Source organism: Klebsiella sp. C360, assembly GCF_048822415.1.
In the GTDB taxonomy this organism is placed as follows: domain Bacteria; phylum Pseudomonadota; class Gammaproteobacteria; order Enterobacterales; family Enterobacteriaceae; genus Klebsiella; species Klebsiella quasipneumoniae.
In genome coordinates this window covers 323,878-337,690 of sequence record NZ_JBMEZZ010000004.1, presented here as the reverse complement: position 1 = coordinate 337,690, position 13,813 = coordinate 323,878, and the positions used below count along the sequence as shown (strand labels likewise).

The following is a 13,813-nucleotide window of genomic DNA, read 5'->3' as shown; positions in this document are numbered from 1 at the left end:
AGCCGAAAATTTATACCGGCGTTCCGGCTTTTAACTGTTGCAACAAGCGCTCCACGGGGGCCGCCAGACCGACCGACGGCGGCTGCGCTAAGTTATACCAGAGTGCGTTGCCTTCATCCATGCATGCGCCAGATGAGTGCACTGTAAGCCACATCGGCACAATATCCAGATGGAAATGGCTGAAAGTGTGGCGAAAAGCGGTGAGCTGCGTCAGATTATCGGCCTTAATCTGGCGCTGTGCCAGCCACTCGCGCAGGCCCGCTTCGTCGGCAAACTGCGGAAAACAGAACAATCCGCCCCACAGGCCCACCGGCGGACGCTGGGCGAGAAACACCTCGTCGCCGTGCTGCATCAGCAGGAAATAGCCGGTGCGTTCCGGAATGGTCTGCTTCGGTTTTTTGCCCGGATATTCTGCCCATGAATGATTGGCGTAGGCCACGCAGCCGTTGCTCAGCGGGCACAGTTCGCACTTCGGCTTCGAGCGGGTGCAGACCATCGCCCCGAGGTCCATCATCGCCTGGTTAAAGCGCTCCACGCCCTTCGCTGGCGTGACCGCTTCGCTGATCTCCCACAGCCGTTTTTCCACCTCTTTTTTCCCCGGCCAGCCGCTGACAGCATAGCAGCGGGCGAGCACGCGCTTCACGTTGCCGTCGAGAATCGGATAATGCTGACCGAGCGAAAGGGATAAAATGGCCCCCGCCGTTGAGCGCCCGACGCCGGGAAGCGCCGCCACTTCGTCAAAGGTCTGCGGGAATTCGCCGCCGTGCTGCGCCGCCACCTGCTGCGCCGCTTTGTGTAAGTTGCGCGCCCGCGCGTAGTAACCCAGTCCGGTCCACAGGTGCAGCACCTCATCCAGCGGCGCGTTGGCGAGATCGACCACCGTGGGGAAACGCGCCATAAAGCGTTCAAAATACGGGATAACCGTGGTCACCTGGGTTTGTTGCAACATCACTTCGGAGAGCCATACTTTGTAGGGCGTCTTGGCGATTTGCCAGGGCAGGGTTTTACGCCCGTATTTGTCGTACCAGTCCAGGACCTGGGCTGAAAATTGCGTGGCGAGAAAAGTCAAAGCTACGGCTCCGGGATCGCGATTACAGGGTGGCAGATTGCAGCACAAGGCCGAGTGGCTGTAAACCCTTGCATCCGCCGGGTAACTTTGGATAATGCCCGTTTTCCGAACACTTTCACTAGCAGACCTAACTTTTATGAAAAACGACGTCATCTCTCCGGAATTTGATGAAAACGGCCGTCCGCTGCGCCGTATTCGTAGCTTCGTCCGTCGCCAGGGCCGCCTGACGAAAGGGCAGCAGCATGCGCTGGATAACATTTGGCCGGTGATGGGCGTTGAATTCAACGATGCGCCGCTCGATTTCGCCGCCCTGTTTGGCCGCGAAGCGCCGGTCACCCTCGAAATTGGCTTCGGGATGGGCGCCTCGCTGGTGGCGATGGCAAAAGCCAAACCGGAACAGAATTTCCTCGGCATCGAAGTGCACTCCCCGGGCGTCGGCGCCTGTCTGGCCTCGGCCGAAGAAGAAGGTGTGCAAAACCTGCGCGTGATGTGTCACGATGCGGTGGAAGTGCTGCACACTATGATTCCGGATAATTCGCTGAATATGGTGCAGCTGTTTTTCCCTGACCCGTGGCACAAAGCGCGCCATAATAAACGTCGTATCGTGCAGCCGCCTTTCGCCGAGCTGGTGAAAAGTAAACTGAAGCTCGGCGGCGTCTTCCATATGGCGACCGACTGGGAAGCCTATGCCGTCCATATGCTGGAAGTGATGTCCTCGCTGGAAGGGTACCGTAACCAGTCGGCAAGCAACGATTACGTACCGCGCCCGGAATCGCGCCCGGTAACCAAATTTGAACAGCGTGGCCATCGTCTCGGCCACGGCGTATGGGACTTAATGTTCGAGAGGGTGAAATAATGGCCAAGAATCGTAGCCGTCGTCTGCGGAAAAAAATGCATATCGACGAGTTTCAGGAGTTAGGCTTCTCCGTCGCCTGGCGTTTCCCGGAAGGGACCAGCGAAGAACAGATCGACCAGACGGTCAACGATCTGATCGAAGAGGTGATTGAGCCGAACAAGCTGGCCTTTGACGGCAGCGGCTATCTCTCCTGGGAGGGGCTGATCTGCATGCAGGAGATCGGTAAATGTACCGAAGAGCATCAGGCTATCGTGCGCAAATGGCTGGAAGCGCGTAAGTTAGAGGATGTGCGCACCAGCGAACTTTTTGACGTCTGGTGGGACTAAGTTTGACAAGGGTCGGCAACTGCCGGCCCGTTTTGTCTTAAGGGAGTTTTATGATGCGTAAAACGCTGCTGGCGGTGGCGCTCTCCGTCACCGCTTTGTCTGCCCATGCAGACTACCAGTGTAGCGTCACGCCGCGTGACGATGTGATCCTCACCCCGCAGCAGGTCCAGGTGAAAGGGGAAAATGGCAATCTGGTGATCAAACCGGACGGTAACCTGACCTTTAACGGCAAGGCCTATGCCCTCAGCGCCGCCCAGCGCGAGCAGGCCCAGGATTATCAGGCCGGTCTGCGCAGCAGCCTGCCGTGGATTGACGAAGGCGCGCGTTCGCGAGTCGAAAAAGGCCGCAAGGCGCTGGATAAAATCATTACCGAACAGGTCGGCGCCGACAGCAGTATGCACGGTCGTCTGACTAAGCTGGACGCGCAGCTGAAAGAACAGATGAACCGCATTATTGAGCGCCGCAGCGATGGCCTGACCTTCCACTATAAAGCCATCGACCAGGTGCGCGCCGACGGCCAGCAGCTGGTGAATCAGGCGATGGGCGGCATTCTGCAGGACAGCATTAACGAGATGGGGGCGAAAGCGGTGCTCAAAGGCGGCGGCAACCCGCTGCAGGGCATTCTCGGCAGCCTCGGCGGTCTGCAAACCGCGATTCAGGACGAGTGGAAAAACCAGGAGGCCGATTTCCAGCAGTTTGGTAAAGACGTCTGCAGCCGAGTGGTCTCCCTTGAGGACAGCCGCAAAGCGCTGGTGGGCTCGTTAAAGTAAGCGACATCCCGCTACCTGCGTCCGCAGGTAGCAAAATCAGATTTCATTTATCCTGCCTGCGGTGGCGAACGCCTTATGATGCCTGCTGTATTCATAAAAGGAATTTGCTGATGAAAGAGGCATGGAAAACGCTCACCGTCCTGATGATCGCTTCCCCTTGTTACGTGCTGGCGGATGCCAACACGCCAACAGACGACGTGGTGAAAAAGCAGTTTGCTGAACAGACTGGCGGGATTATGCGCTTGCAAAGTGTGACGCTAAAGCAGCTCGACGCCAGGGGAAATCAGGCGACCTATATGCTGGAAGGCGATATGGCCGCCGCGGAAGATCTCTATATTTGCGTCGGCGTCGCGGGAGATTACTTTTTTTATGAGCGAGTCTGGACCAGGGGGCGGCCGGTAAAGTTCTCCGCCATGATGACCTCGGTAGGGACCAAAGACTCCGGCTGGCAGACCGAATTCTTTTCGCTGCAAATGGCGGCGAAGAGGGGCGGGAGAACCTTGAAGGAAATCGGAGGGGATGAAAGTAAAAACCTGATCGTTAATGACCACAAATTTATGGCGCAATTTGCCAAAATTAACGCCAGCTTTGCCGCCAGCAAAGCCACGATGAAGACGTTGCAAGGGCAACAGGATGCGCTGAAAACCGAGATCGCCGCGTTAGAGGAGCAGATTAACCGTTCATGGGGTACGGATGCGAACGGCAAGCCGCTCGATCGCAGCGACGTGCAGCAGGCGATGCTGGAAAAAATGTATGAAGTAGATCGGCAAAACGATCCGCTGAAATTCGAGAATCATTACTACAAAACTATCTATGAACCCGCCCTGGCCGCCTGTCAGAAAAAAGCGGTTTGCGATGCCGGGCCGCTGCGCGCCGAGCGCGATGCTGTGCTGAATGAGCAGAAGCGTAACTATTATCGCCAGCATAAAGAGATGAGTGAAAATATCAAAGCGGAGATGGCCGCGCGCGATAAAAAGATAGCGCCGCTGCAGAAGCAAAAAGGCGAACTGAGCGCGCAGCTGATGGCGCTGGAGATACGCTATCGGGATTTGGCTCGCGACGAAAAATACTGGCAGGAGGGGCTGGAGAAGATGCGCCGCGACGGGGTCCTTAAGTAGCCGAATCAGGTTCGGAATGGCCCGGCTGCGCCTGGCGGGTATAGGCTTGTCGGATAACACAATGTTCTGATATTGAAGATTTTTGCCTGACGGGCAGGGCGCTAACCGCCGCCCGGGCAGAAGCGTTAGCACGGGGGCTAACGCTCGTTTTTCCTCAGGGAGGAGAGCCCCTTCCCCTGGGCAAAACCCTACATTAGCCCCAACAGCTGTGGAATAAACAGCGAGATCGGCGGGATATAAACAATCATCATCAGCGCGATCAGCAGGGCGGCGTAGAACGGCAGCAACGGTTTGATGAGCTGCTGAATTTTCACCCCTGAAATGGAGCAGCCGACAAACAGCGCGCTGCCTACCGGCGGGGTCAGCAGGCCGATGCACAGGTTAGCGACCATCATGATGCCGAAATGAACCGGATTCATGCCTAAATCCTCAGCAATGGGCAGAAATATCGGCGTGAAAATCAGCACCGCAGGGGTCATATCCATAAAAATGCCGACGATTAGCAGCACGATATTTATCAACAGCAGGATCACCACCGGGTTTTCCGACACCCCCATTAGCGCATCGCTTATCATGTAGGGAATGTCGGCGTTGGTCATCGCCCACGACATGCCCACCGAAAAGCCAATCAGCAGCAGCACAATAGAGGTCATGACTACCGATTCCAGAATCAGCTTCGGCAGATCGCGCCACTTCACTTCCCGATAGATCAGTACCGACAGGATAAAGGTGTAGACCACGGCGATGGCAGAGGCTTCCGTCGCGGTAAAAATGCCGCCAAGGATCCCGCCCATCACAATGATGACCAGCAGCAGGCTGGGCAGAGCATCGAAAAAGGCCTTTGCCGCCTGGGCGCAGGTCGGCCGTTCGGAAACCGGATAGCCGCGGCGTTTAGCGATGCAGCCGCAGACCAGCATAATAGCCAGGCCCATCAGGATGCCCGGCAAATAGCCGGCCATAAACAGCGAGGCCACCGAGACGCCGCCTGCGGTCAGGGAAAAGACGATCAGGACGTTTGACGGCGGAATAAGCAGACCCGTGATGCAGGATGAGACGTTTACCGCTGTGGAAAAGGTCGGATCGTAGCCTTTTCGCGTCTGAATGGGATTCAGCGTGCCGCCTACCGCGGCGGCGGCGGCGACGGCTGAACCGGAAATCGAGCCGAACATCATATTGGCCAGCACGTTGACGTGGCCCAGAGAGCCCGGCACGCGTCCGACCATCACCTGTGCCAGATTGATTAAACGTATGGCAATCCCGCCGCTGTTCATCAGGGTTCCGGCAAAGATAAAAAAGGGGATGGCCAGCAGCGCGAAGTTATCAAGCCCGTTCGCCAGGCGTTGAGACACGGTAATCACCGCGATATCCCAGGGGAACATCAGCAGCATCGAACCAACGGTAGCGATACCGATGGCGAAGGAGATGGGAACGCCAATAAAAACCAGAATAAAGAAAGCGCCAAACAGCGTCAGTGCAATATAGCTATCCATGAGTTGCTCCTTATTCTGCATGTTTGATGTTTTTCAGGCCGTTACTGATAAAACACAATGCGTAAAACATCATCATGATGCCGGTGAGCGGCAGGATCAGATACACGTAGCCCATAGGGATCTGCATCGCGGCTGAGACCTGGGCGGTCGACAGCGTTTTTGCAATCAGTTTTACGCCGCCGGTCACAATCACTGCGCCGGCAAACAGCAGGATCAGCAGGTTAATGATGACGCTGAAAAGCGCCTGCCTGCGGGGAGAGAGCGTCATGGTGAGTAAATCAATCGCCAGGTGACGCTGGGCGCCGACCGTATAGGCCGCGCCCAGTAGCCCGACCCAGATCATTAAGAAGCGCGCCAGCTCGTCGGTCAGGGTGCTTGGCTGGTTGAGCACGTAGCGGCTGAATACCTGCCAGACGACGCAGACAACCAGCGCAATCATTACAGCGACAGAGAAGGCGGCGATGGTGCGGTCCACCGCCAGCTTAATGCGGTTAAGTATCATCGTTGATTTCCTGGTGCAAACGGGCCAGCGACCGGCCCGTTAAAGGTTATTCCGCGGCAGCTTCAAATTTGGCCAGCAGGGCGGCCTGGCTGGGATCTTTTTTAAAGTCATCGTATAGCGGCTGCACGGCGGCGCGGAACGGCGCTTTATCTACTTTGACTATTTCTCCGCCCAGGGCTTTGGCCTGCGCGCGGGTATCGGCATCGATCTTCCGCCACAGCTGTTGCTGATAAATCTCTGAGGCTTTCGCCGCTTTGATCAGAATGTGCTGCTGATCCGGCGTCAGCTTGTCCCAGGTTTTGCTGGAGATAACGAGGAAGTCAGGGATGGAGGCGTGCTCATCTTCAGAGAATACTTTCGCGATTTCGATATGGCGCGTCTGCACCCAGGAGGGAACGTTATTTTCCGCGCCGTCCACCACCCCCTGCTGCATGGCGGTATAAACTTCACCAAAGGAGATGGGGGTCGGGGAACCGCCCATTAATTCGACCATTTTTAACGTTGTCGGACTGGCCTGGACGCGGATCTTCAGTCCTTTTAAATCTTCCGGTTTAGTAATGGGCTTTTTGGCATAAAAGCTTCGCGTCCCGGCGACATAAGCGGAAAGGGCAAAGAATCCTTTCTCTTTCGTCGAGTTCATTATTTCCTTGCCCACCTCGCCGAAGACGACTTTATTGAAGTGATTCTGGTCGTTAAACAGGAAGGGTAAATTATAAATGGCGTAAATATTATCGAAGGACTCCAGATCGCTGGCGGAACCTTTGGTCATATCCAGCGCGCCGTTTTGTAATAACTCCATGGTCTCGCGCGCGCTGCCCATCTGACTACTGGGGTAAATACGAATCTTCATCTTACCGTCAGAAAGCTGGTTTACCTCTCTGGACATCTCCTCCAGCGCCTGATGCACCACATGGCTGCGCTCAAGGTTATGTGCCAGTTTTAATGTGACTTTTTCAGCCGCGACGGCCCCTGCGGAGAGTAGGGCCAGTAAAGCTATACCTACCAGAGAACGAGAAAAAGGGTATTTTTTCATGAGTTGGCTCCATGCACTTGGGATAATTGGTCAATATCTTTAGCATCATGCTTTATTTCTGTATGACATATTATCTTTGTTGTCGTACATCTTTAAGCTACCTGACTCACACTTTCTGGCAATGAGGTAAGGAAATAACCGATCTTATTGCTGGATTGATATTTGGCTTGTATTAATTAATGCAAATTAATTTGAGGGTGGAATATTTAATAAGAATGAATCGGATATAATAAGGTATATATGGCGGAGGAATCGAGTTATTCCCATTCCCGCACTCTGCCTGGCGGGAATGGGATAACGATATTTATTCGCTAAGGAATAGTTCGAGAAGAGAATTTAAAAACAGCTTTCCATGCTCGGTGATCTGCCAGTTCTGCTCGTCTTCCTGCAGATAGCCCTGAGCTATCGCCGCGTCCAGCTGTGGACGGATCGCCGCTTCATCAAGACCGGTATAACGGCGGAATTCCGCGCGCGGCGCGGCCTCCAGCAGGCGAAAACGGTTCATAAAGAACTCAAACGGTTTATCCGCCTCTTCCACATCATGCTGACGTTCGAGGTAGCGGCCTTCCATATAGCCGCGCGGGTGGCGGGTTTTGGCGGTACGCAGAATGCGCCCGTCCGGGAAGGTTATCTTGCCGTGCGCGCCGCAGCCGATGCCAAGGTAGTCGCCAAAGCGCCAGTAGTTGAGATTATGCTGACACTGATAGCCCGGTTTGGCGTAAGCGGAAGTCTCGTACTGCTGGTAGCCGGCGGCGCTCAGCAGCTGATGCCCCTGCTCGAAAATATCCCATAGCGCGTCGTCATCCGGCAGCACCGGCGGCCGGGAGCCGAACAAGGTGTTCGGCTCAATGGTCAGCTGGTACCACGAGAGATGCGGCGGGTTGAGAGCAATGGCCTGACGCAGATCGTCCAGCGCCTCCTCCAGAGACTGGTCCGGCAAACCGTGCATCAGGTCGAGATTGAAACTGCGCAGGCCCAGGCCGCTGGCGAGGCGTGCCGCGCGTTTGGCCTCTTCCGGGCCGTGGATCCGCCCCAGCCGCTGCAGCTTCGGTTCGCTAAAGCTTTGTACGCCGATGGAGATGCGATTCACCCCGGCGCGCTGGTAATCAACGAAGCGATCGGCCTCCACGGTGCCCGGGTTGGCTTCCATGGTGATTTCCGCCCCGGCGGCCAGCGGCAGGCAGGCGCGGACGCCATCGAGCAGGGTTTGCATGGCCGGGCCGGACAGCAGGCTCGGCGTACCGCCGCCGATAAAAATGGTGCCTATTTCCCGTCCCTGGGCATACTGCGCATCGGTCCGCAGATCGTTCAGCAGATGCTGGACGTAGTCATCGTGCGGCACTTCGCCTTTCAGCGCATGCGAATTAAAGTCGCAGTACGGGCACTTCTGCACGCACCAGGGAATATGGATATAGAGACTCAGCGGCGGCAAATTAGCCATTACGTAATGCTTCCAGTAACAGTTTCAGCGCCTGCCCGCGATGGGAAATGGCGCTCTTTTCTTCACGGCTCAGTTCGGCCGCGGTTTTTCCTTCTGACGGGACGAAGAAGATCGGATCGTAGCCGAAGCCGCCCTGACCCGCGGCTTTCCGGGCGATCACCCCAGGCCAGCTGCCGTGGCACACCAGCGGCGTGGGATCCTCGGCATGGCGCAGATAGACCAGTACGCAGTGGAATTGCGCCTGGCGCTGGTCGTCCGGCACGTCCTGCAGGGCGTCGAGCAGTTTCTCAAGGTTCTGCTGGTCGCTGGCGTCGACGCCGGCATAGCGGGCGGAGTAGATGCCCGGCGCGCCGCCCAGGGCATCGACGGCCAGACCGGAATCGTCGGCGATAGCCGGCAGGCCGGTGATCTGCGCCGCATGACGCGCCTTCAGAATCGCGTTTTCAATGAAGGTCAGGCCGGTCTCTTCCGCAGACTCGACGCCCAGCTCGGTCTGAGCGACGATATCGAGACCAAAATCTTCCAGCAGCGAGGCCAGTTCGCGCACTTTACCGGCGTTGCCGGTAGCGAGGACGACTTTTTGCATGATAAATCCTGTTTATTCAGTTAGCGCCGCGACCGCAGTCGGGATCTGTTGTGGGGCGATGATTTTAACTTGCTTATGGCGGCCCAGCTCGCCTTTTTCAATCAGTACCTGGCTTTTGGCGACGCGGAACTGTTTGGCGAGAAATTTCACCAGATGGGCATTGGCCTGGCCATCAACGGGCGGGGCGGTAATGGCGACTTTGAGCTCGTCGCCATGCACGCCCACGATGCTGTCGCGGCTGGCCTTCGGCTGAATATACAGCCTCAGCACCAGCCCGTCAGCGCAGCTTTCAACGGCACTCATAGCGCCATCCACAGCCCCGGCAGCAGTACGTTACCGGTGGCCTGCAGCACCTCGGCGATACCCATATTGATCACGTACAGCAGCAGCACCAGCACCATCGGTGAGAAATCGATACCGCCCATCGACGGCAGCAGGTTGCGGATAGGGCGCAGCAGCGGGTCCGCCAGCTGCATCAGCACATATTCCACCGGGCTGCGTCCCTGGCTGACCCAGCTCATGATTGCCATCAGCAGGAGCACCCAGAAGATCAGCGAGCCGATGGTTTTCAGCAGAATAAGCAGAGCGGAGATCCAGATGATCGGCTGGAAGGTGATCACCATAAACAGTACGATCGCTTTGATGACGCAGAGGATGAATGCCACCAGCAGCGAGGCGCTGTCAATCGGCCCCATTGCCGGGATAATCCGGCGCAGCGGCCCGACAATCGGCTGCGTGGCCTTTACCACAAACTGCGAAAACGGGTTGTAAAAGTCGCAGCGCGCCCACTGCATCCAGACGCGTAACAACACGACCATCGTGTAAAGCTCAATGACCGTTGAAAGCAGGAAAGTCAACGTCTTCATGGCGTTCCTCAGATTCCTTATTATTTGCTGTAGTCGCGCGCACCAAAAATGGCCGTGCCGATGCGCACCATTGTGCTTCCCGCCGCGATAGCGGCTTCCATATCGTCCGACATTCCCAGAGACAACGTATCGACCGTGGGGTACCGCGTTTTTAACCGCGCAAATGCTACCGCCATTTGCTGGGCGACGGCAAACTGCCTTACATATTCTGACTCAGGCGCGGGGATCGCCATCAGGCCGCGCAGCTCCAGATGAGGTAACTCAGCGATCTCCGTCGCTAAAGCATCGAGCGCTTCCAGCGGGATGCCGGATTTACTCTGCTCATCGCTAATGTTGATTTGAATCAGTACCTTCAGCGGCGGCAAATGCGCCGGGCGCTGCTCGTTCAGGCGGGTGGCGATTTTCAACCGATCGACGGTGTGGCACCAGTCAAAATGTTCGGCCACCAGCCGGCTTTTGTTGGACTGCAGGGGGCCAATAAAGTGCCACTGCAGACCGCTGACGCCTGCCTGCTGGAAATGGTTAATCTTCTCCACGCCCTCCTGGACGTAGTTTTCACCAAATGCCCGCTGGCCTGCCGCGATGGCTTCTTCGATCGCGCTCGCAGGTTTCGTTTTACTCACTGCAAGCAATGTCACTTCTTCTGGCGCACGCCCGCAACGGGCGGCGGCACCGGAGATTTTGTCCCGGACCTGTGCCAGGTTATGCGCAATATCGTTCATATTCCGAGGATGAGTTATGAAGCTGGAAGAAATCGTAGCCCTTAGTGTAAAGCATAATGTCTCCGATCTACACCTGTGCAATTCCGCCGCACCGCGCTGGCGGCGGCAGGGCAAGCTGGAGGCCGCTCCCTTTCCCGCGCCGGATATCGCGGATTTACTCAACGACTGGCTCGATGCCGCACAGTTCCAGCACTGGCAGGAGCACGGCCAGATTGACTTTGCGCTGACTCTGGCCTGCGGTTCGCGGCTACGCGCCAGCGCTTTCGCCCATACGCGCGGAATATCGCTGGTGCTGCGCCTGCTGCCCGTCCAGTGCCCGCGTCTGGAGACGCTGGGCGCGCCGCCTGCGCTAAGCGAGCTGCTGGCGGAAGAGAGTGGCCTGCTGCTGGTCACCGGGGCGACGGGCAGCGGCAAGTCGACTACCCTGGCGGCGATGGTCGGGCATCTCAACCAGCATCTTGATGGCCATATTCTGACGCTGGAGGATCCGGTGGAGTTTATTCATCACAGCGAGCGCTGCCTGATCCAGCAGCGGGAGATTGGCCGTCACTGTCCTTCGTTCTCCGCGGCGCTTCGGGTGGCGCTGCGCCAGGATCCGGATGTGATCCTGCTTGGGGAGTTACGCGACAGCGAAACCATCCGTCTGGCGTTGACGGCTGCGGAAACCGGGCATCTGGTGATGGCGACATTACACACCCGCGGCGCGGCGCCGGCGGTGGAGAGATTGATCGATGTCTTTCCGGCAGAGGAGAAAGATCAGGTTCGGAGTCAGCTGGCCGGAAGCCTGTGCGCGGTGCTGGCGCAAAAATTATTACCCGCACGTCAGGGCGGCAGAGTTGCGCTATACGAGCTTCTGGTCAATACGCCGGCGGTGGCGAATTTGATCCGCGAAGGAAAAGTGCACCAGCTGCCCGGTGTGATGCAGACCGGGATGCAGGCCGGAATGCTGACATTTACCCAGAGTTTTCAGCAACGTGTGGCCACAGGCCAGCTGTAGGGGGGGCGTGAAGCGGGTTGGGTGGTTAAAATGATGTGTTAACTGAATGTTTAAATGCTGTTTCTGGATATTATTTGATAATACAAATAATCTTTCTGAATAAATTCAAATAAGACATTCAGCTGAGATATTTCGACAGTGAATACGCATTTCCAGGAAAAAAGTTTGATTACCTTTTGACAGCTTTGCGGTATTCGATTTATGCTGTTTACGGGAATAGGATGATTCTCATGGAATAACGTTTCAATTTGTAAATTGCTAAGGCTATTTATAAATTCATGACTGATTGTATATTTTTTTATTCATTTAACCACCATGATGGTGGATAGCAGCTAAGGAGAGTTTTAAGTGATTAATTTAAATGGAAATTTATCATCTTCTCGTCAGGTTACATTTATTACCCACCCGTCAATCCAGAGTAAAGCCTTTGCCAGCTATCTCAGCGAAACCCTGATGGCACCGGTAGTTTTACAAAATATTAATAAACCGCTGGCGCAGCGACTGGCGAAAGACTCTGTAATATTATTTGATATCGCCGTTTCAAATAAGAAATTAAACGGGGTGTGGCGAGATATTATTCGGCTGCAGTCAGATAATCCCCGCTTGCTGATTATCAACAGCGCGCAAAAGTATGAGTTATACGAAATGGCGCAGTGGCCGGCTTTATATGGCGTGTTCCGCCATGACGATGATGAATCGCGCTTAATTGAGGGCGTCAAGGCCGTGCTGAACGGCGAACAGACGGCTGAATTGAGCGTGATGCACCCGGCGATGTACGCTGCGGACCATACATCGGCGCCGGTTGAAAACTCGCCGCTGACCGAACGAGAATGCGAGATCCTCAACGAACTGCGCTGCGGCGCGACCAACCTGGATATTGCCCGCGCGCTGTTTATCAGCGAGAACACGGTGCGGACGCACCTGTATAACGTGTTCCGTAAGCTGAGCGTTAAGAATCGCACCCAGGCGGTGAGCTGGGCTAACGAACATCTGCGCCACTAGGCGGGAGGATCTGCGCCGTTAGCGGTTCGCCGGCGGCGCAGAAGACAGAGCTTAAAAGCTCTGCTCGAAGTAGCTTTCCAGAATGACCACCGCAGAGGCCGAATCGACGCTGCCTTTATTCAGCGCCCGATAGCCGCCGTGTTCGAACAGGCCCGCCCGGGCCTCAACCGTACTCAGACGTTCATCGTGGAGAAGGATCGCGACGCCAAAGCGGCCATGAATTTTATTGGCGAAATTACGTGCGCGCGCCGTCAGCGGTTGCTCGGTGCCGTCCATATTCAGCGGCAGGCCGACGATCACCGCCTCAGGCTGCCACTCCTTAAGCAGTTTTTCGATGATATTCCAGTCCGGTTTACCGTCCTGCGCCTTCAGCGCCGGCAGTGGCCGGGCGGTGGCGGTGATGCGTTGCCCCACCGCCACACCGATGCTTTTCGTCCCGAAATCAAAGCCAAGAAAGGTTCCGCTCATCATGCATGCCCCGCGACGCCTGGCATCGTCACGATGTCGATGCCAATCAGTTTAGCCGCCTCGCGCCAGCGATCGGCGATGGGCGTACGGAAAAGAATATTCTGGTCCGCCGGGGCGGTGAGCCAGGCATTATCTAAAATCTCCTGCTCCAGCTGCCCTTTCTCCCACGAGGAGTAGCCCAGCGCAACCAGCACGTTGCCCGGCTGCCGGTCGGTGCCTAAGGTTTCGAGGACATCCCGGGAGGTGGTGATCACCGTGTTATCCGAGATACGGATGCTTGAGGAAAAGTCAGAGGGCGGGGTATGTAAAATAAAGCCGCGGTCTTCCGCCAGCGGGCCGCCCAGCATCACCGGTTTATCCAGGCGGATCTCCGGATTACGCGGCTCCGGGACAATTTTGAGCTTCTCAAGGATCCCTTCCACCTGCAGATTTTCCAGCGGCTTATTGATAATAATGCCCATGGCACCCTCGTCGTTATACTCGCAGATATAGACCACGGAGCGGCGGAAAATGGGGTCCTGAAGCGCAGGCATGGCAATCAGAAAGTGATGCTGTAAATTCATTGTC

Annotated in this window: 17 protein-coding genes; 6 read left to right on the top strand and 11 right to left on the bottom strand. The window is 56.2% G+C overall.

The genetic code is table 11. The features are described 5' to 3' along the window. Positions 1 to 10: 10 nt before the first annotated feature. Complete coding sequence (gene mutY / locus ACOI7D_RS13555) at positions 11 to 1,069, bottom strand: A/G-specific adenine glycosylase (protein WP_023291004.1); 1,059 nt, start codon at positions 1,067 to 1,069, stop codon at positions 11 to 13. A gap of 136 nt (positions 1,070 to 1,205) precedes the next feature. On the opposite strand from mutY, the gene trmB reads away from it, so the two are divergent. The 4 genes from trmB to ACOI7D_RS13535 all read left to right on the top strand — a co-directional run bounded on the left by trmB (position 1,206) and on the right by ACOI7D_RS13535 (position 4,139). Next, positions 1,206 to 1,925 (top strand): tRNA (guanosine(46)-N7)-methyltransferase TrmB, encoded by a 720-nt coding sequence (gene trmB, locus ACOI7D_RS13550; RefSeq protein WP_004205192.1) that lies wholly within the window; start codon positions 1,206 to 1,208, stop codon positions 1,923 to 1,925. Then, entirely contained in the window at positions 1,925 to 2,251 is a 327-nt protein-coding gene (locus ACOI7D_RS13545) for a YggL family protein (protein WP_002916620.1), read from the top strand. Before trmB ends, ACOI7D_RS13545 begins: the two co-directional genes overlap by 1 nt. 50 nt (positions 2,252 to 2,301) lie before the next feature. After that, positions 2,302 to 3,021: a DUF2884 domain-containing protein gene (locus tag ACOI7D_RS13540; protein ID WP_032428990.1), complete on the top strand. Its 720-nt coding sequence runs from the start codon at positions 2,302 to 2,304 to the stop codon at positions 3,019 to 3,021. A 110-nt stretch (positions 3,022 to 3,131) separates the two neighbouring features. Further along, positions 3,132 to 4,139 (top strand): DUF1202 family protein, encoded by a 1,008-nt coding sequence (locus ACOI7D_RS13535; RefSeq protein WP_109546944.1) that lies wholly within the window; start codon positions 3,132 to 3,134, stop codon positions 4,137 to 4,139. A gap of 188 nt (positions 4,140 to 4,327) precedes the next feature. Here ACOI7D_RS13535 and ACOI7D_RS13530 read toward each other — a convergent pair whose 3' ends face one another. The 8 genes from ACOI7D_RS13530 to ACOI7D_RS13495 all read right to left on the bottom strand — a co-directional run bounded on the left by ACOI7D_RS13530 (position 4,328) and on the right by ACOI7D_RS13495 (position 10,779). Then, on the bottom strand, positions 4,328 to 5,629 hold the full coding sequence (locus ACOI7D_RS13530) for a TRAP transporter large permease (protein WP_109546945.1): 1,302 nt from the start codon (positions 5,627 to 5,629) through the stop codon (positions 4,328 to 4,330). Between the two features lie 10 nt (positions 5,630 to 5,639). After that, positions 5,640 to 6,131 (bottom strand): TRAP transporter small permease, encoded by a 492-nt coding sequence (locus tag ACOI7D_RS13525; RefSeq protein WP_044524703.1) that lies wholly within the window; start codon positions 6,129 to 6,131, stop codon positions 5,640 to 5,642. Positions 6,132 to 6,177: 46 nt separating this feature from the next. Beyond that, positions 6,178 to 7,164 carry a TRAP transporter substrate-binding protein gene (locus ACOI7D_RS13520; protein WP_023290997.1) on the bottom strand — a complete coding sequence of 329 codons (987 nt, stop codon included), beginning with the start codon at positions 7,162 to 7,164 and terminating at the stop codon, positions 6,178 to 6,180. A 304-nt stretch (positions 7,165 to 7,468) separates the two neighbouring features. Further along, positions 7,469 to 8,605 carry a radical SAM family heme chaperone HemW gene (gene hemW / locus ACOI7D_RS13515; RefSeq protein WP_048298268.1) on the bottom strand — a complete coding sequence of 379 codons (1,137 nt, stop codon included), beginning with the start codon at positions 8,603 to 8,605 and terminating at the stop codon, positions 7,469 to 7,471. Next, on the bottom strand, positions 8,598 to 9,191 hold the full coding sequence (locus ACOI7D_RS13510; protein WP_023290995.1) for an XTP/dITP diphosphatase: 594 nt from the start codon (positions 9,189 to 9,191) through the stop codon (positions 8,598 to 8,600). The genes hemW and ACOI7D_RS13510 overlap by 8 nt, the downstream gene beginning before the upstream one ends. A 12-nt stretch (positions 9,192 to 9,203) precedes the next feature. After that, complete coding sequence (yggU, locus tag ACOI7D_RS13505; RefSeq protein WP_004205183.1) at positions 9,204 to 9,494, bottom strand: DUF167 family protein YggU; 291 nt, start codon at positions 9,492 to 9,494, stop codon at positions 9,204 to 9,206. After that, entirely contained in the window at positions 9,491 to 10,057 is a 567-nt protein-coding gene (locus tag ACOI7D_RS13500) for a YggT family protein (protein ID WP_002916613.1), read from the bottom strand. Before ACOI7D_RS13500 ends, yggU begins: the two co-directional genes overlap by 4 nt. A 20-nt stretch (positions 10,058 to 10,077) precedes the next feature. After that, positions 10,078 to 10,779 carry a YggS family pyridoxal phosphate-dependent enzyme gene (locus tag ACOI7D_RS13495; RefSeq protein WP_109546946.1) on the bottom strand — a complete coding sequence of 234 codons (702 nt, stop codon included), beginning with the start codon at positions 10,777 to 10,779 and terminating at the stop codon, positions 10,078 to 10,080. A gap of 16 nt (positions 10,780 to 10,795) precedes the next feature. On the opposite strand from ACOI7D_RS13495, the gene ACOI7D_RS13490 reads away from it, so the two are divergent. After that, on the top strand, positions 10,796 to 11,776 hold the full coding sequence (locus ACOI7D_RS13490) for a type IV pilus twitching motility protein PilT (RefSeq protein WP_032454049.1): 981 nt from the start codon (positions 10,796 to 10,798) through the stop codon (positions 11,774 to 11,776). A 348-nt stretch (positions 11,777 to 12,124) separates the two neighbouring features. Continuing rightward, complete coding sequence (locus ACOI7D_RS13485; protein ID WP_109546947.1) at positions 12,125 to 12,778, top strand: LuxR C-terminal-related transcriptional regulator; 654 nt, start codon at positions 12,125 to 12,127, stop codon at positions 12,776 to 12,778. 51 nt (positions 12,779 to 12,829) lie between these two features. On the opposite strand, the gene ruvX is transcribed toward ACOI7D_RS13485, so the two are convergent. Next, positions 12,830 to 13,246 carry a Holliday junction resolvase RuvX gene (gene ruvX / locus ACOI7D_RS13480; protein ID WP_004205178.1) on the bottom strand — a complete coding sequence of 139 codons (417 nt, stop codon included), beginning with the start codon at positions 13,244 to 13,246 and terminating at the stop codon, positions 12,830 to 12,832. Beyond that, entirely contained in the window at positions 13,246 to 13,809 is a 564-nt protein-coding gene (locus ACOI7D_RS13475; RefSeq protein ID WP_002916603.1) for a YqgE/AlgH family protein, read from the bottom strand. The genes ruvX and ACOI7D_RS13475 overlap by 1 nt, the downstream gene beginning before the upstream one ends. Positions 13,810 to 13,813 lie beyond the last annotated feature (4 nt).

What these genes read in the sequence shown, in the direction of transcription:
- trmB (WP_004205192.1), top strand. Translation starts at nt 1,206, where the DNA reads ATGAAAAACGACGTCATCTCTCCGGAATTTGATGAAAACGGCCGTCCG.
- ACOI7D_RS13545 (WP_002916620.1), top strand. Translation starts at nt 1,925, where the DNA reads ATGGCCAAGAATCGTAGCCGTCGTCTGCGGAAAAAAATGCATATCGAC.
- ACOI7D_RS13540 (WP_032428990.1), top strand. Translation starts at nt 2,302, where the DNA reads ATGATGCGTAAAACGCTGCTGGCGGTGGCGCTCTCCGTCACCGCTTTG.
- ACOI7D_RS13535 (WP_109546944.1), top strand. Translation starts at nt 3,132, where the DNA reads ATGAAAGAGGCATGGAAAACGCTCACCGTCCTGATGATCGCTTCCCCT.
- ACOI7D_RS13530 (WP_109546945.1), bottom strand. Translation starts at nt 5,629, where the DNA reads ATGGATAGCTATATTGCACTGACGCTGTTTGGCGCTTTCTTTATTCTG.
- ACOI7D_RS13525 (WP_044524703.1), bottom strand. Translation starts at nt 6,131, where the DNA reads ATGATACTTAACCGCATTAAGCTGGCGGTGGACCGCACCATCGCCGCC.
- ACOI7D_RS13520 (WP_023290997.1), bottom strand. Translation starts at nt 7,164, where the DNA reads ATGAAAAAATACCCTTTTTCTCGTTCTCTGGTAGGTATAGCTTTACTG.
- hemW (WP_048298268.1), bottom strand. Translation starts at nt 8,605, where the DNA reads ATGGCTAATTTGCCGCCGCTGAGTCTCTATATCCATATTCCCTGGTGC.
- ACOI7D_RS13510 (WP_023290995.1), bottom strand. Translation starts at nt 9,191, where the DNA reads ATGCAAAAAGTCGTCCTCGCTACCGGCAACGCCGGTAAAGTGCGCGAA.
- yggU (WP_004205183.1), bottom strand. Translation starts at nt 9,494, where the DNA reads ATGAGTGCCGTTGAAAGCTGCGCTGACGGGCTGGTGCTGAGGCTGTAT.
- ACOI7D_RS13500 (WP_002916613.1), bottom strand. Translation starts at nt 10,057, where the DNA reads ATGAAGACGTTGACTTTCCTGCTTTCAACGGTCATTGAGCTTTACACG.
- ACOI7D_RS13495 (WP_109546946.1), bottom strand. Translation starts at nt 10,779, where the DNA reads ATGAACGATATTGCGCATAACCTGGCACAGGTCCGGGACAAAATCTCC.
- ACOI7D_RS13490 (WP_032454049.1), top strand. Translation starts at nt 10,796, where the DNA reads ATGAAGCTGGAAGAAATCGTAGCCCTTAGTGTAAAGCATAATGTCTCC.
- ruvX (WP_004205178.1), bottom strand. Translation starts at nt 13,246, where the DNA reads ATGAGCGGAACCTTTCTTGGCTTTGATTTCGGGACGAAAAGCATCGGT.
- ACOI7D_RS13475 (WP_002916603.1), bottom strand. Translation starts at nt 13,809, where the DNA reads ATGAATTTACAGCATCACTTTCTGATTGCCATGCCTGCGCTTCAGGAC.